This window comes from Geodermatophilus amargosae (genome assembly GCF_900116515.1).
Lineage (GTDB): Bacteria > Actinomycetota > Actinomycetes > Mycobacteriales > Geodermatophilaceae > Geodermatophilus > Geodermatophilus amargosae.
Map to the genome: position 1 here is coordinate 228,719 of NZ_FPBA01000001.1, position 20,621 is coordinate 249,339.

General features: G+C 74.6%; 15 protein-coding genes. 11 read left to right on the forward strand and 4 right to left on the reverse strand.

All coding sequences use genetic code 11. The features are described 5' to 3' along the window. Positions 1 to 63: 63 nt before the first annotated feature. On the reverse strand, positions 64 to 858 hold the full coding sequence (locus BM414_RS01070) for a glycoside hydrolase family 16 protein (protein ID WP_175551366.1): 795 nt from the start codon (positions 856 to 858) through the stop codon (positions 64 to 66). 569 nt (positions 859 to 1,427) lie between these two features. Between BM414_RS01070 and BM414_RS01075 the strand changes: the two genes are divergently transcribed. The 8 genes from BM414_RS01075 to BM414_RS01105 all read left to right on the forward strand — a co-directional run bounded on the left by BM414_RS01075 (position 1,428) and on the right by BM414_RS01105 (position 12,759). Next, positions 1,428 to 2,294, forward strand: a complete 867-nt coding sequence (locus tag BM414_RS01075; protein ID WP_093577604.1) for a hypothetical protein — start codon at positions 1,428 to 1,430, stop codon at positions 2,292 to 2,294. A 202-nt stretch (positions 2,295 to 2,496) separates the two neighbouring features. Beyond that, positions 2,497 to 3,543 (forward strand): alpha-hydroxy acid oxidase, encoded by a 1,047-nt coding sequence (locus BM414_RS01080; protein ID WP_245784373.1) that lies wholly within the window; start codon positions 2,497 to 2,499, stop codon positions 3,541 to 3,543. A 529-nt stretch (positions 3,544 to 4,072) separates the two neighbouring features. Then, the gene (locus tag BM414_RS28185) at positions 4,073 to 5,512 is read left to right on the forward strand and encodes a hypothetical protein (protein WP_139245677.1); all 1,440 of its coding nucleotides are present in this window, start codon (positions 4,073 to 4,075) and stop codon (positions 5,510 to 5,512) included. Between the two features lie 196 nt (positions 5,513 to 5,708). Then, positions 5,709 to 6,590 (forward strand): glycosyltransferase family 2 protein, encoded by an 882-nt coding sequence (locus BM414_RS01090; RefSeq protein WP_093577605.1) that lies wholly within the window; start codon positions 5,709 to 5,711, stop codon positions 6,588 to 6,590. A gap of 505 nt (positions 6,591 to 7,095) precedes the next feature. Beyond that, entirely contained in the window at positions 7,096 to 7,716 is a 621-nt protein-coding gene (locus tag BM414_RS01095; protein ID WP_139245678.1) for a glycoside hydrolase family 16 protein, read from the forward strand. A gap of 271 nt (positions 7,717 to 7,987) precedes the next feature. Then, positions 7,988 to 10,117, forward strand: a complete 2,130-nt coding sequence (locus BM414_RS28985; RefSeq protein WP_175551367.1) for a hypothetical protein — start codon at positions 7,988 to 7,990, stop codon at positions 10,115 to 10,117. After that, complete coding sequence (locus BM414_RS28190) at positions 10,114 to 10,995, forward strand: beta-1,6-N-acetylglucosaminyltransferase (RefSeq protein ID WP_175551368.1); 882 nt, start codon at positions 10,114 to 10,116, stop codon at positions 10,993 to 10,995. Before BM414_RS28985 ends, BM414_RS28190 begins: the two co-directional genes overlap by 4 nt. Positions 10,996 to 11,454: 459 nt before the next feature. After that, a complete protein-coding gene (locus tag BM414_RS01105; protein WP_093577607.1) occupies positions 11,455 to 12,759 on the forward strand; it encodes a glycosyltransferase family 2 protein in 1,305 nt (434 codons plus the stop codon). On the opposite strand, the gene BM414_RS01110 is transcribed toward BM414_RS01105, so the two are convergent. From BM414_RS01110 to BM414_RS01120, 3 genes are read right to left on the reverse strand one after another with little or no spacing between them, the layout of a single operon-like run. Further along, positions 12,711 to 13,679 carry a glycosyltransferase family 2 protein gene (locus BM414_RS01110; protein WP_245784374.1) on the reverse strand — a complete coding sequence of 323 codons (969 nt, stop codon included), beginning with the start codon at positions 13,677 to 13,679 and terminating at the stop codon, positions 12,711 to 12,713. The two genes, BM414_RS01105 and BM414_RS01110, sit on opposite strands and share 49 nt — an antisense overlap. A gap of 8 nt (positions 13,680 to 13,687) precedes the next feature. Further along, on the reverse strand, positions 13,688 to 14,278 hold the full coding sequence (locus tag BM414_RS01115) for a metal-dependent hydrolase (protein ID WP_093577608.1): 591 nt from the start codon (positions 14,276 to 14,278) through the stop codon (positions 13,688 to 13,690). A gap of 34 nt (positions 14,279 to 14,312) precedes the next feature. Further along, positions 14,313 to 15,197, reverse strand: coding sequence for a glycosyltransferase family 2 protein (locus BM414_RS01120; protein ID WP_093577609.1), 885 nt, complete (start codon positions 15,195 to 15,197; stop codon positions 14,313 to 14,315). A gap of 572 nt (positions 15,198 to 15,769) precedes the next feature. On the opposite strand from BM414_RS01120, the gene BM414_RS01125 reads away from it, so the two are divergent. The 3 genes from BM414_RS01125 (at position 15,770) to BM414_RS01135 (ending at position 20,562) form a co-directional block, all read left to right on the forward strand. Continuing rightward, the gene (locus tag BM414_RS01125; RefSeq protein ID WP_093577610.1) at positions 15,770 to 17,347 is read left to right on the forward strand and encodes a lipopolysaccharide biosynthesis protein; all 1,578 of its coding nucleotides are present in this window, start codon (positions 15,770 to 15,772) and stop codon (positions 17,345 to 17,347) included. A 52-nt stretch (positions 17,348 to 17,399) separates the two neighbouring features. Continuing rightward, complete coding sequence (locus tag BM414_RS01130; RefSeq protein ID WP_139245681.1) at positions 17,400 to 18,719, forward strand: glycosyltransferase family 2 protein; 1,320 nt, start codon at positions 17,400 to 17,402, stop codon at positions 18,717 to 18,719. Between the two features lie 79 nt (positions 18,720 to 18,798). Continuing rightward, positions 18,799 to 20,562, forward strand: a complete 1,764-nt coding sequence (locus BM414_RS01135; RefSeq protein WP_093577612.1) for a glycosyltransferase — start codon at positions 18,799 to 18,801, stop codon at positions 20,560 to 20,562. Positions 20,563 to 20,621: the final 59 nt, after the last annotated feature.

Here is a 20,621-nt window from a genome sequence, read left to right on the forward strand (position 1 = left end):
GGCGAGGACGCGCTGCGCTGATGCAGCGCGTCCTCGCCCCGTGACGATCGGGATGGGCGCCGATCACCCCGTGTACTGGTACATCGCGACCCAGTCGATCTGCAGGGAGCCGCTCCCGGTACCGGCGGTCTGGATGACCCAGTGTCGCGACGCCCGTGCCACCGCGGAGGTGTCGGTGCCGATCAGTTGGCCGTCGAGGTAGAAGCGGATGGCGGTCGGGGTCCACTCGACCGTGCTCACGTGCCAGTCCTGCCAGCTCATCCCCGTGTCGACAGCGAGGCTGTTCTGTTCGGGGTTGGCGCCGACCCGGTGGTTGAACGAGTGGATCGTGCCGTCGAAGTCCCCCTCGACGCAGTCGGTCTCCCCGTCGCTCCACACGTCGGAGTCGGGCCAGAGCATCATCGCGGCACCGGAGTCCGACGCCCGGTCCGCGCGGAACCGGATGCTGTAGCGGCCGTACGTCTGTCCCCACTGCGTCGTCGGGTTCGTGATGGTGAGGGCGGAGCCCTGCGCCTGTCCGCCGGAGCCCTGGACGCCCATCCGGAGGGTGCCGCCCGAGACGTCGACGAGTTCGGTCTGGTACTTGCCTCCTCCGGAGTTGTCGGGGTACAGCGTCAGGCGGGGGTAGCTGCGGCCGACCTGGGCGGACGAAGCGTCGACGGAGAAGTCGTCGGCATAGACCTGCTGCCAACCCGCCGGCGCGACGGGGAGTCCGGTGAAGGTCCCGGTGGACGGTCCTCCGGTCTGGGCAGGAGCGGGCGACGTTCCTGCCGACGGTGCCTGACTGGTCGTCGACGGTGCGGTCGAGGCGGGAGGCGGAGGGGTCGAGGCAGGAGGCGGAGGGGTCGAGGCGGACATCTCGGGGCTGCTGGCAGCGGAGTCCGCGGCGGTGGTGCCCGGCGTGCCCGCTCCGGGGACCGCTGCGGGCTGTCCACCGGACGACGACCCCGAGGCCGTCGGAGCCGTCGGAAGAGGTGCGCTGCTCGAGCCGGTCGTGCCGGAGGCACCCCGCGGCACGGGGGACGAGGCGCGGGCCGATGGAGCCGACGCATCCCTCGCCGGTGCGGCCTGCGTGGCCATCGACGGCCCGGTAGGGGCGGGCCGGGAGAACACGGCCTCGTGGGTCGCGGCGGCACCTCCGCCGACCATGCCGGCGACCGCGAACAGGCCGATGACCCGACGAGCGATGAGGAGTTTCAGGAACACCCGAGCAACATAGCTCTGAGTAGGTATGTAGATACACTCCGAATTTCACCCGGGCGTGTCGTCACAAGCTGTTGTCAACCCTTACTGCTGTGACGATGTGCCACCACCTCAAGCCGGGCACTCGCCGGTCCACCCCGTGACGGGTGGTCCACCGGCCCCACCTGTCACACGGAGGAGGGGCAACGGTGCGACACGGGGCCCGTCCTGCCGATGGTCCGTACGTGTGGACGTGGATCGTCGGCGGGCTCGCCGTGTGGGTGGTCGTCGCAGTCGCGCTCGGCGTCGTCCTCGGTCGGGGCATCCGGTTGGCCGACCGCAGCTCGCCGGGGACCGGTGGCGACCGTCCGCTGACGACGGCGAAGCTCGATGCCGCGCCGGGCCGCGCGACCGCCGCCCGTCCTCCCCGACGGCGTGTGCCGCTGCCGCCCGTGGGCGTGGCACTGGCCGGGCTCGCCGTCGCCCTCGAGGCGGTCGGCTACGCGCTCCGCCTGCGCGGCACCACTGGCCAGGTGGCCCAGGTCCTGTCCATGGACGCCCCGTACTCGCTGCCGCGGATGTACGTGGCCGCCCTCTTCGGGGCCGCCGCGCTGGCGGCCGTCGGCGGTGCCGCCCGCAACCCCGGCCGTCGCACGTGGTGGCTCGTCGTCGGCGCGGTGGCCGGCGGCATCGCGGTGGTCAAGGCCGGCGGCACCGTGCACGTCACGGCGATGCAGGTGCTCGCGGAGCTCACCTCGCCGGCCGGTGCCACGATCGTCAGCGCACTGGTCGCGCTCGCCGTCCTGGCTGTCCTCGCGTTCGCCAGCCGGGCCGAGCGCCGGGACCGGCGCCGGGTGCTGTCCACCTTCGGCCTGTACGCCGTCGCCTCGGTCGGCCTGTCCGCCGTGTCGGGCCGGGTCGGCCCGCAGTGGTCGGCCATGGCCACGTTCGTCGAGGAGTCCGGCGAGGCCCTGTCCGGCGTCGCCGTGCTGGTCGCCGTCCTCGTGGGTGTGGCGCCGCGACTGGTGCTGCCGGCGGCCTGGCTGCGCCGTCGCGACGACGCGCTGTCGCTCGAGGCGCCGGCGCAGCGCCTGCCCGTCGCGCAGGACTGAGCGGGCGTTCCGGGTCAGCGCGCCGCGCCGGACCCGGCGGGTGACCGCACGTCGCTCACCGAGGTCCCGGGGGCGGCCGGGAGACCCCGGTCGGCGGCGTCGGCGGTCTTCCTCCCGACCGGTCGCCCGGACACCGCCGGCACCGCCGGTACGCTCCGCTCCCACTCCGGGCGCACCGGCCCGGGTGACCACGGGAGGCGGCGTGCTGCGGGTGCTGACCGAGTCCCGAGAGCGCGCACGGGCCGCGCTGCCGCCCGAGGTGTGGGACTACTACGAGGCCGGTGCCGGCGACGAGGTCACGCTGGGCGGGGCCGAGGCGGCCTGGCGGGACTACCGGCTGCGCCCCCGTGTGCTGCGGGACGTGTCACGGGTCGACCTGGCCACCCGGCTCCTCGACACGGAGGCCGCCTCGCCGTTCGTCGTCGCGCCCATGGCGCTCCACACGCTGGCGCACCCCGACGGCGAGTGCGCGACCGTGCGCGGCGCCGCCGCCGCCGGGTGCCTGACCGTCGTTTCCACCCGTGCTTCGCGGACGCTCGAGGAGATCGGCGCCGCCGCGACCGGCCCGTGGTGGTTCCAGGCCTACCTGATGCGCGACCGCGCGCTGACCGAGGCCCTGGTCCGGCGGGCCGCCGCAGCCGGGGCGCGCGCGCTCGTGCTCACCGTCGACACCCCGTACGTCGGCCGGAAGGGCCGGGTGACAGGCGTCCGCATCGCCGTGCCCGACGACACCTACCTCGTCAACCTCGCACAGCACCTGGTGCCCGGCGCAGTCGCCCGCGAGGCGGCCGAGCAGGACCCCTCCATGACGCCGGACACCATCGCCCACCTCGCCGAGGTCTCCGGCCTGCCGGTCGTGGTGAAGGGCGTGCTCCGTGGCGACGAGGCGGCCCGCTGCGTCGAGGCCGGCGCGGCCGGCGTCGTCGTCTCCACCCACGGCGGGCGGCAGCTGGACCGGGTGGTGGCCAGCGCCCACGCTCTGCCGGACGTGCTGGAGGGCGTGGGCGGCCGGGTGCCGGTCCTGGTCGACGGCGGGATCCGCAGCGGCACCGACGCCCTCGTGGCCCTGGCGCTCGGCGCCGACGCGGTCCTGGTCGGCCGGCCGGTCCTGTGGGCGTTGACCGCCGGTGGCGCAGAGGGCGTGCGCGAGGCGTTGCAGGCCCTCGCCGATGACCTGCAGCACGTCCTGGCCGTGGCGGGTGCCGCGCGACCGGCCGACCTCGACCGCAGCATGGTCACGGCCGGCTGAGGGGACCCCCGCCGGCCGGGTCGCGTCGCGGCGGCTTGCGCAGGACGGCCGCAGCCGTACCATCCTGTCCTGACCACGGCCGTCGCCGGCGCGGTGGACGTCGGAAGGGGCCTGCGGTGCACGCTCCGAGCGAGGAACCACCGCCGACTCCGAGCGAAGCCGGTCCCGACGTCGGAGAGTCCGACCCGCGGCCGCACCTGCGCGCCGTCGAGCAGCCGCCGGCGCCCACGGGCCGGCCGTGTACCTGCGGGCACGGCCGGACGGCGCACGAGCACTATCGCCGGGGCCGGGACTGTGCGCTCTGCGACTGCCCCACATACCGCCGCCCACGGTGGTTCCGTCGCGGACACAGCTGACCGGCGGCGCCTCCCGGGCTCCGATACCGGGCAGAGCCGCTGCTCTCGGGACCTGTCCCGACTACTCAGCGTCATACACGGCCGCGCGAGCGAGAAGTTCACGCGAGAGTTCGTGGACCGCGCACGTCCCGGCGTGGAAGGTCGCCGCGGGGTGTGCGTGCATCGGATGCGTCATGCCCCGCCACGGTGCGACCGGCGTGCCGTGGCCGGAGGAGGGCAGCGTGCTGGGGAGCGGCGAACCCACGGGAGCGTTCGGCTCCGTCGTGGTGTCCGTCTCCCGTGACGCTGACCAGCGCCTCCGCCGGATGCGCCTGCTCGCGCTGCTCGCGATCATGCTCGGCGCCTGGGTGGTCCTCGGGGTCCTGTCCGGCGCCGCCCGTGCCGACGAGGGAGCGCCCGCCGACCCGGCGACCGGCGGCTGGTCCATCCCGTGGGCGGGAGCCGGCGGCCCGGCCGGGCCGCCCTCACTGCCCGAGGCCGCGGCCCCGCCTGCTGCGGGCGTGCTGCCCCCACCGGCCGCGATCGTGGACCCGCCCCGTCCCGCCCAGCCGTCCGTGAGCATGCCGGCGGCACCGTCGGAACCGGCGGACGAGCCGGCGACGCCCTCCACGCAGCCGGTCCCCACTGCTCCTCCGGCCGACCCTGCTCCTCCGGCGGCCCCGGCCGCGGCCGCGGCCGACGGGGACGCCGGCACTTCGTCCGCGGGCACCGGCACTCCGTCCGCGGGCACCGGCACTCCGTCCGCGGGCACCGGCACTCCGTCCGCGGGCACCGGCACTCCGTCCGCGGGCACCGGGACCCCGTCCGCGGGCACCGGCACGGCCGTCACCGGTACGGGCACGCCGGCCACCGGGAGCGTGACCGCCGCCGCGCCCGCAGCCACGACGACCGGCACCACCGCACCGGCGACGGCCGGCACCGCCGCCCCCGCCACCGCCCTCCCGGGCAACGCGGGCACCGCCGGGCAGGCCCCGGCCCCTTCCGTCACGGACACCACGCCCCCGGCCCCGACGGCCGCTCCCGGCGCCGACGCCGCCCTCGCGGCCGGGGAGGTGTCGAAGACCGCGGTCCCGGAGCCCGAGGTCAGCGCGACCGCGGACGTCGAGGCGTCCAGCACCCCGGAGGAGGCGGCACCGCAGGACGGCGCGTCCCCGAGCTGTGACGCCATGGCGCAGGCCCTGACGGTCGCCGCCCACGCGCCCGGCGGCGACGACGGCCGTTCTGCCGCGACCGCGACCCGGACGAGCCCGCACGACGCTGCAGCAGAGGGGCGCCACCGTGCGGCCGCGACGGCCCCGGTCCTCGCGCTGGCCGCGCCCGCCACGGCCGCAGCACCCAGTCCTCCCGGCGGCGCTCCCTCCCCGCCGCCGCCCCCGCCCGTGCCGGCTCCGCTGCCGCCGCCGCTCCTGCCGGCCCCGACCGGCTCCTGCGCCGTCGGGGCTACCGGCAGCCAGGCCTCGGGCGGTGGTCAGCACGGTGGGTCCGTGCAGGACCCGGCCGTCCTCGGCGGCCAGATCCCGGCACCGTCGCCCTCGGCAGCCCGTCTCCCGCACGGCTCCGACGTCGACCCGGTCACCCACCGCGCCGACGCCCCCGGCTCCTCTCCCGACTGAGGCTGCCGCGGCGAGGTCGACCGACCCGCCGCTCCCGTGGTCGAGCCCCCGGCACCCCGCCGGCACCACACCTCGGCCCACCTCCTCCGGAGCCCTCGCGCTCGGCCCACGCGGCACCCCTCGTGGCCCCCGGCGCCCCGGACGAGGCCGTGGCCGCAGTCCCCGGAGACCAGTGCACCAGCACGAGAGCTGAGACATGACAGACACCCAGAGCTCCACGGACGTCCGCACCCCGGCGGAGGCCGTCGTCCACCACGTCCCCGTCCGCACCGCGGCCCCGCGCGTGAGCGTCGTCGTCCCGACCTACAACGAGGCGCGGAACCTGCCGCACGTGTTCGCCCGTCTCCCCTCCGACCTGCACGAGGTGATCGTCGTCGACGGTCGCAGCGTCGACGACACGGTCGAGGTGGCGCGGGCGCTGCGTCCCGACGTCCGCATCGTCCAGCAGACGCGGCGGGGCAAGGGCAACGCGATGGCCTGCGGGTTCGCGGCCGTCACGGGCGACGTCGTCGTCATGCTCGACGCCGACGGCTCGGCCGACGGGCAGGAGATCGAGCGCTTCGTCGCCGCGCTCACCGCCGGGGCGGACTTCGCCAAGGGCACCCGCTTCGCCGGCGATGGCGGTAGCAGTGACATCACGACCCTGCGCGCCTGGGGCAACCGGTGGCTCAACCGGATCGCGAACGCCCTGTTCAGCACCCGTTACACCGACCTCTGCTACGGCTACAACGCGTTCTGGGCGCACTGCCTGCCGTCCCTCGACCTCGACCCCGGCGCGGAGTGCGGGGACGTCCAGCGGTGGGGCGACGGCTTCGAGATCGAGACCATCATCAACACCCGCATGGCGAAGGCCGGCATGCAGATCACCGAGGTGCCCAGTTTCGAGCACCCGCGCCTGCACGGGACGAGCAACCTCGACACCTGGCGGGACGGCCTCCGCGTCCTGCGGGCGCTCGTCGTCGAGCGGTGCAACGGGCGAGGGCGCGCCGTCCTGGCCGACGTCGGGCGGCTGTTCCCCCGGCAGAGCGAGACCCTCGGAGTGGACGGCGCGGATCGGGACGCCAGCCGCACGGCATGAGGAGACCCTGGAGCGCAGCCGACGGAGACCCGTGACCAGACTCATACCCGTTGCGGGGACGACGGCGGGGACGACGGCGTTGTCCCATGTCAATGGCGGACCTCGTGGCTGCACGAACGCACATCGACATGGGAGCGACGATCTTGGCGCCACAGGCGACGACTGAGGAGCCAGCGTGCAGCCCGTGCGCGGGCAGACGCCCCTCCTCCCGATGCGTCGATGCGACGGGACGGTCCTGGTAGTGCTCGCCGAGGACCAGGTGCTCCACGAGTCCACATCCCCGCCGCGGTCCCCACGCCGGCGTCGATGGCTCCTGCCGGTCACGCTGGTGGTGCTACTGGTGGCGGTCCTCGCCACGTTGCGGCTCGGACGGGACAGCGGGGACGAGCCCGCTGGGGACGACTCGGCAGGTCGAGGCGACTCGGTCGGTCAGGACGACTCGGCAGGTCAGGACGACCCACTGTGGCGGACGGTCCTCCGAGAGGACTTCACCGAGGACGTCCCGGTGGGGGCCTTCCCCAGTCCGACCTACAGCGAGCGCTGGAGCGTCTATCCCGACGGCTGGCGCGACACCAGTGGTGTGGGTACCTACGCCCCGAGTCGCGTCCTGTCCGTGGAGGACGGCGCTCTCGTCTTCGACATGCACGCCGAGGCAGGCGAGTACCTCGGTGCGGCGCTCACCGCGGAGGAGACGTACGGCCAGCAGTTCGGGCGCTTCTCCGTCCGTTGGCGGGCGGACCCGGTGCCGGGCTACGGCCTGGCCTTCCTGCTGTGGCCGGACTCGGAACAGTGGCCCGCAGACGGGGAGATCGACTTCCCCGAGGGTTGGCTGGACGGCAGCATCACCGCCACCGCTCACCATGCGAACCCGGAGGGCGGCAAGGAGCAGTTCGACACCGGTGTGTCGATGACCGACTGGCGTTTGACGACGGTCGAGTGGACCCCCACCGCCGTCAGGTTCTACCTGGACGGACGGCTCGTCGGCACCTCGACCACCGACGTGCCGCAGGATCCCATGCACTGGGTCATGCAGGCCGGCACCAACGGGTCGGGCACCCCGCCGCCGGATGACGCCCGAGGCCGCATCCAGATCGACTGGCTCCAAGTGGACGCCTACGGTGGTTGAGCCACGTCCACCCTTCGAGTGGCGTCTTTCCCCCATCGCCGTCGGTCGAGTGGAATGAGCGACGAGACGCACCGCGACGCTGCACGCCGTGGGTCTGCCATCTCGGCCACGTGCTGACGCGTGGCCGGTCGGGGTCCGGTGTCCGAGCCGGGACCCGACCAGAGGCAGGCGCGGTGGAGAGAGGGACCGACCCGTGACCAGACCGCAGGTACCGACCGCACCGGACGAGCGCGCTGATCCGCAGCGCTCCGTGGCTGCTCCAGTCGCCGCCGTGCCCGCCACGAGGGTCGGCCGGCTGCGCCGGTGGTATCGCCGTGCGCCCATCGTCTCCACCGAGCCCGCGGCCGGCACGGGTACCCGCGTGGCTCTCTCGGTAGTGGCACTGACCGGCCTCCTCCTGATGGCCGTCGCCGCCCTGGCGGACTCGGACGTCGCGGCCGCCGTCGGTGCCACGATCGTCTTCGTCGTCGGCCTCGGAGCGGCCCCGGCGCTGACCTCCCGTTCCGCTCCGGCGGCGACCCTCGTCGTCAGCGCCATGGCGACGAGCCTGTCGGTGTCGGTCCTCGTGGGACTGGCGATGGCGTGGACCGGGACGTGGGCACCCGTCCCGGCCTTCTCCATCGCGGCCGGCGTGAGCGGCGCATGGCTCGTCGTCCACCTCGTGCTCGACGTCCGTCGGTTGCGACGGCACGGCCACGGGTGGGCTCTCCGCCCGGACCGGACCCAGTGGATCTCGGGGGCCCTCGTCGTCGCCGGGGTGGCCGCCACGGTCGCAGACGCCTGGGCGCACCGCGGAGCGGTGCCACCTCCCGGCGGCCTGCTGGTCGTGGTGGGGCCTGTCTGGTACGTGGGACTGGCGGCCATCCTCGCCGCAGCGCTGCTCGCCTCCCTCCGAGGCCGGAGCCCCGGGCTGGCGATCCTGGCGCTCCCGCTACCGGTCGTCGTCGGACAGGCCGTCGTCTACGGGGTTCCGACCGTCATGTCCGCTGCCCGGCACGTCGGCGTCGTCGAGTACGTGCGGACGGGCCTCCCGCTGCTCCCGGGCACCGACATCTACCAGGCGTGGACGGGTCTCTTCTCCGGGGCCGCGTGGTTCAGCGACGTCGCCCGGGTGGACGACCCGCTCACCACCGTCGCCAACTGGTGGGCGGTCGTCCTCACGGTCGCCACGACGCTGGCCGTCCGGGCCGTGGCCGGTGGTCTGCTGGTGTCGCGGCAGCGCGCCTGGTGGGCAGCCGCGGCATTCGTCCTGGCGAACACGCTCAACGTCACCTACTTCTCCCCACAGTCGTTTGGCTTCTTCCTCGCGCTGGCCGTCCTCGCTCTCGTCCTGCGTCTCTCGGCGCTCCCGCGCCGGAGCTGCCTGGGTCACGCACTGCTGGTCCTGGTGCTCGCCTGCGCTCTTGCGGTGTCGCACCAGATCTCGCCGTACCTGCTGGGCGTCACCCTGGTCGTGTTGGCCGCCTCTCGCCTGGTCCGACCGTGGTGGCCCGTCCCGGCGGTGCTCGTGCCCGCTCTGGCGTGGGCTCTCGTCAACCTCGACCAGGTCCTCGCCTACGTCTCGCCGTCCGCCGTCGGCAACCTGGTGGACAACATCCGTCCACCGTCGTTGTCCTACAACAGTTACGAGCAGGCCCTGGCCACCCGTCTGACCTTCGGCCTGCCGGCGCTGGTCCTGGTCGTCGTGGGTCTGCTCGCCGTGCTGTCCTGGTGGCAGCACCGGGATCGGCGGTCCACCACGCTCATGGTGCTGGCCGCGAGTCCCGTCACGATGGCCGTCGCCTCGGACTACGGCCAGGAGACGATCTTCCGCGTCGTCCTGTTCGCGCTGCCGTGGCTGTGCATCGCGGCCGCGTTGGTGCGCATGCCCGTCCGGCTCCACGGCGTCGCTCTCGTCAGCGGGGTGGTCGTCCTCGTGGCAGTGAACGCCTACGGCCTGACCGGGATGGACTGGGCCCGGATCATGCGGCTCGACGAGGCGCGGCAACTGCAGGCCGTCGAGCGAGCTGCGGAGCCCGGCTCCGTGGTCTACCTCCTCGGCACCGGCGCGGCCTCACCGACCAGGACCACCGCGGACTACGTCGACGTCGACTGGGGCGTGGCCGACTACTACTCGCCCGAGGCCGTACTCGTGCCCGCACCTCGATCGGATGCCACGGCGGCCGCGCTCGTAGCCCGGCTCAGCGCCGACCTGCGGGAACAGTGCACCATCGACTGCTATCTGGTGGTGTCCGACTCCGCTGCGGCCTACAGCGACCGGTACGGCACCCAGCACCTGCCCGACTACGAGCGCTATGCCCGGGCCTTCGCCGGGTCCACGGACTGGGAGCCCGTGTCCTCCGGGCCCACGGCGACGGTCTACCGGCTGGTCCTCGATCCCTCGACGGATGCCGGCGGGTGAGCGTCGTGCCCGCCGCCCCCGAGCCGGGGCTGGCCTGTGTGGTCCTGGCCCACACCGCACCGGACCAGGTCCGTCGGCTGGTGACAGCACTGGACCCCTTTCCGGTGTTCCTCCACTGCGACGTCCGGACCCCGCGTGAGGCCTTCCGTCGGATGACGGAGGACCTGCCGGCGCGGGTGACGGTGATGCCGCGGCGGCGCACCGGGTGGGGCGGCTGGGAGATGGTCGCGGCCGAGCTGGACGGATACCGGGCGGCCCTCGAGACGACCGCGTCCCACGTCGCCGTCCTCACCGGAACGGACTATCCGCTCATGTCGTCGAGGGCCATCACCGAGTACCTGGCCACCGTGCCGGGCCGGTCGGTCACCGCGTCCCAGCCCCTGCCGCTCCCGCAGTGGGGCCACGGTGGAGGCTTCTGGCGGCTGCGCTTCCGCTTCCGCGCCTGGCGTCAGCACATGCTCGTGCTGCCGGTACCCCGGAGGGTCCCGCGTGGAGTCGTCATCGCGGGTGGCTCGCAGCTGAAGCTGCTCGCACGGGAGGACGTCGCCGCGGTCATCCGGACAGTGGATGCCAGGCCGGACCTGGTCCGGTTCTGGCGATCCACGTGGATCCCGGACGAGACGTTCGTCTACTCGGTGCTGCACACGCCCGAGTTCGCGCCCCACTTCCTCGAGCGTCGGGTGATGGGGAGCGCCTGGTACATCAAGTGGGACGGTGCGCCTCGGAAGAGCCCTCCATGGCTCACCTCGGCCGACCTGCCCGAACTGGCGCGCCATCGGGACGGCGCAGTCCCGACCATCTTCGCCCGCAAGTTCTCCTCGGCGGCGGACCCTCTCGTCCTCGACGAGGTCGAACGCTTGGCCCGTGACCGGCCCTGACCACCGCAACACGATGCGGCGGCTGCCGACCTCGCAACCTGTTGTGAGGTTACAGTCACCTAGCGTCAATAGCGGAGAGCAGGGGCCCCAGGTCCCGGGAAGATGAGTGGACCCATGGCTGAGCCCGTCGTGACATCCCAGGAGCACCTCCGGTACCGGCCCAGGCGTCACCTTCGTCCCGCGGTCGTCTCACAGGCGACGCCCCAGGTCCCTCTCTGCTCGACGTGTGACCACGGGAAGCAGGCCCATGCGCACTACCGCCGCGGGACGGACTGCGCGCTCTGTCCCTGTGCTCGCTATCGCCGCCCGGCGCTGCTGGGCCGGCTGCTGCGCCTGGCCCCCTGACGGCTCGCCGATCACCGTGACGGGGGACGGCGGCACGTGGCCGCTCCCGGGCCGGGGTAGCGTCCGACGACCCCGCCGCCTGGATCGGGGCCGGTTCGAGATGCAGGAGGTGCCGTGGGGGCCGAGCAGGCCGCGCCAGGCGCCGTCGTGACTCCGACGTGGTGCGGGGAACTGGAGCTGGCCGCCGCGCCCGCGGTCGCCGGTGTCCGCCGCTACGGCGGGCAGCCACGGGCGCGGGTGCTGGTGCGGCTGCACGGCGACCCGGTCGGCTACGTGGACGTGCCGGCCGCCGGAGCAGGCCCGGACGCCGCCGAGGCCGCCCGGGCCGGCCGGGAGCGCCACGCCGCGGCGATCGCCGCCCACCTCGCTGCGGAGGGGGTGCGCTGGGCGCCCGGGGGCGAGGTCCCCCCTCCGGCGGCAGGCTGCCCGGGCCTGGCCACCCCGGACACCGAGGTGACCGTGGTCGTGTGCACCCGGGACCGGGGGGAGGCGCTCGCCGGGTGCCTGGAGCGGCTGACGGCCCTGACCCACCCGCACCTGGAGCTGCTGGTGGTCGACAACGCGCCCACCGACGACGTCACCCGCCGGGTGGTCGAGGGCTTCGCCGCCCGGGACACCCGGTTCCGGTACGTGGTGGAGCCCCGGCCGGGGCTGTCCCGGGCGCGCAACCGCGGCCTGGCCGAGGCCCGCGGCGCGGTGGTGGCCTACACCGACGACGACGTCGCCGTGGACCCCCGCTGGGTGCAGGGCCTGCTGCGCGGCTTCGTGCGCCGTGCCGACGTCGGTTGCGTGACAGGGCTGGTGGCCACCGCGGGCGTGGACTCCGGCGAGGAGGCCTACTTCGACGCCCGCGCCGCCTCCTGGTCGACCCGCTGTGAGCCCGAGCTCTACGACCTGGCCGGCAACGCCCGGGACGACGTCCTGTACCCCTACTCGGCGGGCGTCTTCGGCACCGGCGCGAACTTCGCGTTCGACACCGCGATGCTGCGGGGGCTCGGCGGCTTCGACGAGGCGCTCGGTGCGGGAGCGCCCACCCGCGGCGGCGAGGACCTCGACGTCTTCGTGCGCGTGCTCCGGGCCGGCTCGGCGCTGGCCTACGAGCCCGCCGCGCTCGTCTGGCACCACCACCGCGCCGACCACGCCGCGCTGCTGCGCCAGCTCTACGGCTACGGCACCGGCCTGACGGCCTACCTCACCAAGTGCCTGCTGCAGCGCGACGTGCGGCGCGACCTGGTCCGTCGGGTCCCGCGCGGGGTGCGGCACGCCGTCGGGATCCGGCGGCGGACCGGGGAGAGGCTCGGTGACGACGTGCCGCCGCCGCGCGGCGCGCTCGCCAGCGAGGTGCGCGGCTGGCTCGCCGGCCCGGCGCTCTACCTGCGGGCGCGGCGGGCGAGCGCGCGCAGCCGGGCCAGCGCGTAGCTGGTCGCGGTCAGGGCGACGCCCTCGACGATGGTCTCCGCGCGGGCCAGGCCCGAGAGGTCCCCGCGCAGCGCGTCACGCAGGCCTGCCAGGACGCCCTGCGGCAAGGTCTTCCGGACGTACACCCGCTCGGTCTCCAAGGCGGACTCCGCTCCGGCCAGGCTGCTGACCAGCGCCTTGGACCGGCCCTCCCCCCGGCAGCGACGGCGGAAGTAGACGCGGGTCACCCGGTCGGGGCTGACGCCGTGCCGGCAGGTCGCCGACGGCTCGAGGACGATGCGGGCGCCCGGGTGGGCGCGCCGAGCGCGGATGGAGAACTCCGTCTCCTCGCAGCCCGCGGCGTCCTTCCCGAGGCGCCCCATGTCCGTGTCGAACTCGCCGGCCGGCCCGAAGACGTCCCGTCGGAAGCTCATGTTGGCGCCGATCGGGTTGCGGATCTCGGCACGCGTGGTGGGCAGCCCGCGGTAGCTGCAGCCGACGACCCACAGGAACTCGTCGGGGAACCAGGACGGCCGGGGCGCCCGCCAGTCGGGGACGACGTTGCCGCCCACGCCGATGACGTCGTGATCCGCGAAGGCGGCCAGCGTCCGCTCGACCCAGTCCGGCTCGGCGGTCGCGTCGTCGTCGAGGAAGGCGACGACGTCACCGGTGGCCGCCGCCACGCCGGTGTTGCGCGCCCCGGAGAGGCCCCGAGGGCCGGCGTTCGCCACGCAGAGGACGCCGGGGAAGGCCGACCGGGCGCGCTCCAGCAGCTCGGCGTTGTGGTCGCTGACGAGCACGACCTGCTCGGGCGGGCGGGTCTGCGCGCCCAGGCTGGCGACGGCGGCCTCGATGTCCGGCCAGCGTTCCATCGTGTAGGCGCAGACGACGACGGTGACGGAGCTCGTGACGAGGGAACGCGGGGTCGTGGTGCCGGACACCTGTGCCACTATCCAGCCTGTCGGTGGGGAGGGGAGCCGGGAGTCGTCCGGCCGGGTGAGGCGGTCGTGCCGGCGCCGTCCCGCCAGGCGCGGACGGCGACCACCGCGACGGCCGCCACGAGCACGGCGAGGCCGACGGCGTAGGGGACCCGGAGCGAGTCCGACAGCCACGGCCACAGCACCGGGACGCCGGGACCGGATCCGAGGTCGCGCACCAGGTGCAGGACGACGCCGAGCGCCAGCGCCGCCAGCCGGGTGCGCTGTGCCCGCCACACCCCGGCGGCCACCAGCAGGACCAGCACCGCGGTCACCGAGTGGCTGACCGGGCGCCCGCCGCCGGCGGTCACCGCGAACCCCGCGTAGATCGGGAGGTGGTCGAGGTCGATCAGCACCGCTCCGGCGAGCGCCCAGGCGACGACCTGCCGGGACCGCACGCCGGCCGCCGTCAGCAGCAGCCACGCGGTCAGGAGGTGGGCCGGCTCGTCCAGCACCGCCTCGACCGGGACCGACCACGACCGGGCGGCCAGCGCGAGGTCGAGCACGACGACGGCGGCCAGGGCCGCGAGGGCGCCGGCCACCGTGCCGGCCCGGCCGGTCACGCTCCCGTCCCGGTCCGTGCCACCCGTCGCCGGGTCAGGCGGAGCGGAACGCGACGACCTCGGCATCGCTGTCGGCCGGCGTGCGGGGCTGCGGGGTCAGCGTGGCGGCGCTGGCCGCCGTGGCGGCCGCGGTGATCGTGGCGGGGGTGGCGGCCCGGCCCTTGCCGTTGACCCGCTCGACGGCCAGCGCGCGGAGGACCCGCAGGCCGTCCCGCCAGGTGTTGAGGTTGCTCTGCCCGTGGATGCGCTCGAACTCGAAGCTGGGCACCTCGACGATGCGCAGCTTGGCCTTGGCCACACGGGTGTTGATGAGGGTCTCGATCTCGAACCCGTCGCCCCAGAGCCGCTCCTCCTGCGGGCGCCCGCCGGCCTCGAGCTCCAGGTGCGGCAGGCAGTGCCGCCAGAACGCGTTGTAGCCGTAGCAGAGGTCGGTGTAACGGGTGCCGAAGAGCACGTTCGCGGCCCGGTTGAGCTGCCGGTTGCCCCAGGCCCGCATCCGGGTGATGTCCGAGCTCCCGCCGCCGTTGGCGAAGCGGGTGCCCTTGGCGAAGTCCGCGCCGTCGACCAGCGCGGCGACGAACCGAGGGATCTCCCGGGGGTCGGCCGAGCCGTCGGCGTCGAGCATGACCAGGATGTCGCCGGTCGCGGCGGCGAAGCCGCAGGCCATGGCGTTGCCCTTGCCGATGCGGTTCTGCATCACGATCTTGACGTCGGGCCGCAGGGCGCGGGCGGTCGGGACGGTGTCGTCCACGCTGCGCCCGTCGACCACGATGACCTCGTGGACGTCCTCGGGCAGGAGGGCGAAGACGTGGGGGAGGTTCTTCGCCTCGTTGTAGGTCGGGATGACCACGCTGACGCGGGGGTGCTGACGCGCCTGTCCGCTCTCCTGGTGGAGGCCGAGCACGTGACGGGAGCGCATGAGGAGTCCTCTCGACGTGACGAGGGCCCGGTTTCGCCACTGCTCACCGCCGGGCACGAGGCGACCAGTGGACGCCCGGCGGGTCATTGCTGCCCGTTGTCTGTTCAGAAGCCCTGGGTTGCGCACGTGGACGACGTCGGCCCGGCTGGTTCAGCCGTCGGTCGGAACCCTGGAACTCGCAGGTCGGTGACTCTGTGTGTCCCCGAACCCCCGACATTCCTACAGAAGGCTCGCGGACCTGACAACCCAGAGAGGTGACAGCTGGGCTACAGAGGGCTCAAATCATCACGCTGCGTCATCGGCCGGCATCACTCGGTCGAGCTCTCGGGCGTGGCCCGCTCCGGTGGTGCTCGACGTCACAACCGATCGGGGGACGGCGGCCCCCACGACCGGGCTCGGGTGCGACGCTGGTCGTAGTGTCACCGGAGGCCGTGTCAGAGCGCCGGTGAGATCCTCCCGGGGGCGGCCGCAGTGGCGCGGCGTCCCCGACGACACCGCACCATGACGGATCCGCGAGACCCGCCCGGCGTGCCGCCGCGGGCCCCCGGGGTCCAGGAGCAGGGAGTACCCACGTGCACCGTCCCGGCCACTCTCCCCGACGGGACGTCGAGTCCCCGCAGGGCGACGTCGGGCCGGTCGACACCGGGCTGCTCGTCCCCGGCCCCAGCGCCGAGCCGGCCGGGGACGAGCGCCACTCGCGCAGTTCCAAGCTGTTCGGTCGCGACCTGCTCTACGTCGGGGTCCTCTCCCTGCAACTGATCACCGCCACCGTGGTCTCGCCCGTCCTCGCCCACGTGCTCCCCGGCGACGAGTTCGGCCACCTCTCCTCGGCCATCGCCCTGCACCAGGTGCTGGTCGTGCTCGCCCTCATCGGGCTCGACCAGGCGATGATCCTCATCCGGGCCGAGACCGGGCGTGACCACACCGCCCGGACCCTCGTCGGCGTCGGGCTGCTCGTCGCGCTGACGCTCACCGGGATCGCGTACGTGTCCGCGCCGCTCTGGGCGCCGGCGCTGGGCTTCCCGACCGACGACCCGATCGTCGGCATCGTCGTCGGCTGGACTCCGCTGGCCGCGGGCGTCTACATGGTGTCGGCCCTGCTGCTGAGCCAGGACCGGCTGGCGGCCTTCGCCACCGTCAACGTGCTCGCCGCCCTGGGCGGCCAGGCGGCCGGCCTCGTGGTGCTCTTCACCGCGGAGGAGCGCACCGCCAGCGCCTACGCCACCGGGAACCTCGTCACGCTGGCGGCCACGTTGCTGCTCGGCATCGTGCTCGTCCGGCCGCGGCTGCCCCGCCGTGCCGACCTCGTCGTCACCCGTCGGGCGGTGCGGCTGGGACTGCCCCTGATGGTGAGCGGCCTGGCGGTCTTCGTCCTCAACGCGAGCGACCGCCTGGTGATCCAGCGCCTGCTGGGTCCGGAGGAGGCCGGCCGGTACCAGATCGCCTACGTGGTCGGGAACCTGGCGGTGCTCCTGATCGGCATGATCGACGGCGCCTTCCTGCCGCGGATCGCGGCGGTCCGGGACGACCGGGCCCGGTGGGCGGTGATCGGGCTGGCCCGGGCCGGCCTGCTGAAGCTGATGAGCCCGGTGATGCTCGGGATCACCCTCGCGGCGCCCCTGGTCCTGACCGTCGTGGCGCCGTCGTCGTTCCGCCCCGCCGACCTCCATCCGGTGGTCTACCTGGTGGCCCTGGCGGGGCTGCCGGTCCTGCTCGGGGTCGGCTGGGTGTGGGAGCTGATGACCCGGCACCACACCCGTGGCCTGGCGATCAGCGCCATCGTCGCGGCCGTGGCCAACGTGGCGATCAACATCGTCCTGGTGCCCCGGTGGGGGCTGCTCGGGGCGGCTGCGGCGACGGTCGCCGCCTTCGCCGTCGAGTCGATCGGCTACCGGATCGCCATCCCCCGGGGCGTCGAGGTGCCGCGGATCCCGCGGATGCTGCTGCTGGGCGTCCTGGCGGCAGCGGCGGTGAGTGCGGCGACGCTGTGGGTGCCGCACACGCTGACCTGGAACCTGGTGCGCTTCGGCCTCGCCGTGGCGTGCCTGCCCTGGCTGTTCCACCAGCTGCGGTCGGCGCGCGCCCGACTCGAGGACGGGGTCGCCGGAGCGGCCGTCGACACGACGGTGGAGAGTCGGCCGAACGGGTGAGCCGTCCGCCGTCCGGCCGTCCGGACGGCCGGTCCCGATCTACCGTGGCCCGGTGACGAGCCCCCTCCTCGAGGACCACCGACCCGTCCACGTGGTCGTCGTCGACGCGGAGGACGCTGCCCCGTCCCTGCCGGCCGAGCGCGGTGACGGGAGCCGGTGGGCCGGCGTCTGGCTCGTCGTCCGGCGCGGTGGCGCGCCGGTCGCCGTCGTGGAGGCGGGCTTCGGCGGGCAGGACGTGCTCCCGTCCGACACCGTCCGCGTGCTCGTGGACGCCGCGGTGGCCGGGCACCCGGGCGCCCCGCCCGAGCCGCCGACGCCGCCGGTGCTGCCCAGCGTCAGCGTCGTCGTGCCGACCAACCTCGCCCGGCCCGGGCAGCTGCGCGCCAGCCTGGTGGCCCTCGACGCCCTCGACCACCCCGACTTCGAGGTCGTCGTCGTGGACAACTCCCGCCCGGGCACGCCGGAGGTGCTGCCGGAGCTGGTGGCCGGGCTGTCGCGGGTGCGCGTGGTCCGCGAGCCGGTGCCGGGGATCTCCGCCGCTCGCAACGCCGGCGTCCGCAGCGCCCGCGGCGAGGTCGTCGCCTTCACCGACGACGACGTGCAGGTCGACCCGGGGTGGCTGCGTGCTCTCGCCACCCGGTTCGCCGTGCGCCCCGACGAGGACGCGGTGACCGGGCTGATCCTCCCCGCGGAGCTCGAGACCGCCGCCCAGCTGTGGTTCGAGCGCCACTACGGCGGCTTCGGCGCCACCCGCGTCTTCACCCCGCTGACCTACCGGGGCGCGGCCGGCCGCAACCGCCTCACCCGCCGCGCGGAGGTGGCCGTCCAGGACTGGGACGGCGCCGAGGTGCGCCGCTTCGCCGTCTACGGCGCCGGCGCCTGCGGCGCGGGGGCCAACATGGCCTTCCGCGCCCGCGCCCTGCAGCGGTTCGGGCCGTTCGACGAGGCGCTCGGCACCGGGACGCCCGCGCGCGGCGGCGAGGACCTCGCGATGTTCATCCGGCTGCTGGCCGGCGGGGGGTCGATCGGCTACGAGCCGCGCGCCGTCGTCCACCACACCCACCGTGCGGACTACCCGTCGCTGCGTGGCCAGATCGAGGCCTACGGCCTCGGTTTCACCGCCATGCTCAGCTCGCTCGTCCGCGCGGAGCCCTGGCACGTGGGCGGGGTGCTCTCGCAGCTGCCCCGGGTGGCCCGCGGCGCCCTCACCGGCGGGCAGGAGCCGGCCGGCGCCGAGGACCCGGCCGAGGCGCTGCTCGGTGCGCCGCCGCCCCGGGAGCTCGTCTGGCTCGAGCGCCGCGGCGCCCTGAAGGGCCCGGCCGCCTACCTGCGCAGCCGGCGAGCACTCCGCCGACGTCATCACTCTCAGTGAGAGCGATCCGGAGTCCGGGTCGCTTCGAATACTGTCAGGTGCAAGGGCGCACCGGAGCGCAGGTCGACAGGGGCAGGGGATGACCGAGGCGGTCGCACAGAGTCAGCGGTTCAGCATCGTCATCCCGACCTACCAACGTCGTGACGTGCTGGTCGAGACGATCCGGGCACTGGCCCGGCTGGAGACGCCCTGGCCCTGTGAGCTCATCGTCGTCGTCGACGGGTCGACCGACGGGAGCGCCGAGGCGGCCCGTGCGGTCCCGGTGCCGTTCCCGGTCCGGGTGCTGGAGCAGGACAACCAGGGGGCGGCCGCCGCCCGCAACCACGGCGCCGGCGAGGCGCGCGGCGAGGTCCTCCTCTTCCTGGACGACGACATGGTGGCCGACCCGCGACTGCTGGTCGAGCACGACGCGGTCCTCCGGCAGGGCGCCGACGCCGTGATCGGGCACATCCCACTGCACCCCGACTCCCCGCGCACCCTGTTGAGCAGCGGGGTGGAGCAGTGGGCGCGCGAGCGGCACGAGCGCCTGCTGCAGACCCGGGGCCAGCTGTCCCTCGGTGACCTGCTCACCGGGCAGCTCTCCGTGCGCCGCGACGTGTTCGAGCGGGCTGCCGGGTTCGACGAGTCGTTCAACGCACGAGGGGAGTTCGGCGCCGAGGACACCGACTTCCTGCACCGGCTCCTGCGCAGCGGAGCCGCGGTGCGCTACGCCCCCGGGGCGGTGACCCACCAGCGCTACGTCGTCACGCCTGAACAGAACATGCGCCAGTGGCGCCAGGGCGGCAGGGCGGACGCGGTCCTGGTCCGGAAGCACCCGGACCTGCTGCCGGAGATCCTGGCGGCCCACCGTGCCGGCACGCCCAGCGGCCGGCTGCTCTCCCGCTGGGCGCACCTGGTGCCATCGCGCCTGGGCCGCGCCGTGGCCCGTCCCGTCGTGGCCCGTGCCGCCTCGGTGGCGACCGGCTTGCTCACCGGGTGGGCGTACACCCGCCTGCGCGACGCCTGCTACTGGCGCGGGGTGGCCGAGGGCGGCGGGTTCGGCCTCACCGGCAGCGCTCCGGTGGTCCTCGCCTACCACGCGGTGGAGAAGGTGGACGACCCCGTCGTCGGTGAGTGGTGCGTGACGCCCGAGCAGCTCGAGCAGCACGTCGAGGCGCTGACCGCGGCGGGGTTCACCTTCGTCGGCCTGCGCGACGTGCTCGACCGGTCCCGGGGGCGTGCGCCGCTGCCCCCGCGGAGCGTCCTGCTCACCTTCGACGACGCCTACACGAGCCTGCTCGACGGCGCCCTCCCCGTGACCGCGCCGCGGGGGATCCCCGCGGTGGTGTTCGTGGTGTCCGGCCAGCTGGGGGGCACCAACAGGTGGGACGCCGAGCGCGGGGCCGTCGAGCTCCCTCTGCTCGACGTCGACCAGCTGCGCCGGCTCGTCGAGGAGGGCTGGTCGCTGGGCGTCCACTCGGCGACCCACGCCCACCTGACGCAGCAGGACGCCGCAGGCCTGGACAGGGAACTCGTGCAGTCGCTGGCCGACCTGCGGGCCACCGGGCTGCCGATCGAGCCGGTGCTGGCCTATCCCTTCGGCGAGCACGACGTCCGTGTGCGCGCCGCGACGCGGCGGGCGGGGTACACCGCGGCCTTCGCCCTCGAGGGGCCTCGCCACCCCCGGACCCGGCGGGGACGCTACGCGTGGCCGCGGATCGAGGTGCGGCGCAGCACGAGCCCGCAGGCCCTGGTGGCGACGGTCCTCCGTCCGCCGAGGGCACCGCTGGCCGAGCTGGAGCGGGACGCCCGGGGCATCGCGCGGCGCGCGCTGGAGACGGTGCGGAGCCGCACTCACCCCTGACCGCCCGGTCACGGGCGCGCGTGACCCGATCGGGCGAAGTGCCGGGGCGGCCGCCTTCC